Annotated in this window: 1 protein-coding gene; it reads left to right on the forward strand. The window is 55.5% G+C overall.

Going from position 1 to position 1,224, the window contains the following annotated elements; all coding sequences use genetic code 11:
- Positions 1 to 67 precede the first annotated feature (67 nt).
- Positions 68 to 1,224, forward strand: a 1,157-nt coding sequence (locus Q1A53_RS23325; RefSeq protein WP_299971803.1) for an ISKra4 family transposase, incomplete at its 3' end; no start/stop codon positions are given.

The raw sequence follows: 1,224 nt of genomic DNA on the forward strand, positions 1-1,224 counted from the left end.
GGGAGTGGGCAAAGGCTGGGGGTGTTCGGGTAAGTTGCGGGAGACTCTTTGATCGCTGGAGGCTGACATGGACGTTCGGATTATCGTGGAAACGACTTCTGAGACGGGAGGGAAGCGGACTGAAGAGCTTCGCCGTCTCAATCTGGCCGACCAGTGTCGCAGCGAGTTGGGGCTTAAGCTTGAGCAAGGCAAAGCAATTCTGGCGCAACTCCAGGGTTCAATTCTGCGGCATCAGATGGAAGAAATTTCCGCAGCAAGCCGCATCTGCCCCTGCTGTGGTCGTAGCAGACCCGTGCACGACTATCGGACCCGGGTTCTCGACACGCTCTTTGGCCGGTTTCAATTGAAGGTCCTTCGACGTCGCAAGTGTTCTTGTCGCTTGGGAGAAAGCGACAAGCTCTCGCAATTTGCACAGGTCTTCCGTCACAGAGCAACACCTGAATTGAGGAGGCTTCAGGCCGAGCTGGGTGCCCGTCATTCGTTTCGGGAAGCGGCTCGGATCCTGGAGACCTTCCTGCCCTGTGCAAAGCAGCACAACACCACCGTTCGAAATCGCCTTGGCAAAGTCGCGAAAGACATCACCGACGCGGAGTCTCCAGTATGCGAGACCCTCAGTGCACACCCTCTAACCGTATTCATCGACGGAGCTCACATTCGGTGTAGGCCGGAATACCAAAAGCGTTACCTTGATGTTGTTGTGGGGAAGATCGAGACCCACGATATGTGCCGTCGATTTGGCCTTGTGCCACAAGCTGCGAATTCGCCTGCTTCCCAGCTTCGTCGTGACTTAGACGCTCTCGGGTGGGACGATCAGCGACCCGTCACCGTGATTTCGGACGGGGAAACTGCGCTCCCAAACCTCATTCGCGGGGCAACCAACGGAAAGGTGCGACATATCCTTGACTGGTGGCACATCTCTATGCGCGTGCAATATGTGGAGAACGCCATCAATGGCCTCGTGCAAAGGAAAGACTTCCCCGGAACAACGGCGATTTTTATGACCCCGGCCGGGACACTGAGATGGAACCTCTGGCATGGCAAAATCCAGGTCGCTGGCACTCACCTTCAATGGCTGATCGTTGATTGCGCAAGGCTTGCCAAATACGATCTGGTATTTCGGGATCAAGCGCAGAAGGCGCTGGCACGATGCCATGATCTTTGCAGATATCTCACCAACAACATGGGTTCGTTGGTCAATTATGGTTGGCGATATCGCAGCGGTTT

The organism is uncultured Roseobacter sp. (assembly GCF_947496515.1).
Taxonomy (GTDB): Bacteria; Pseudomonadota; Alphaproteobacteria; order Rhodobacterales; family Rhodobacteraceae; genus Roseobacter.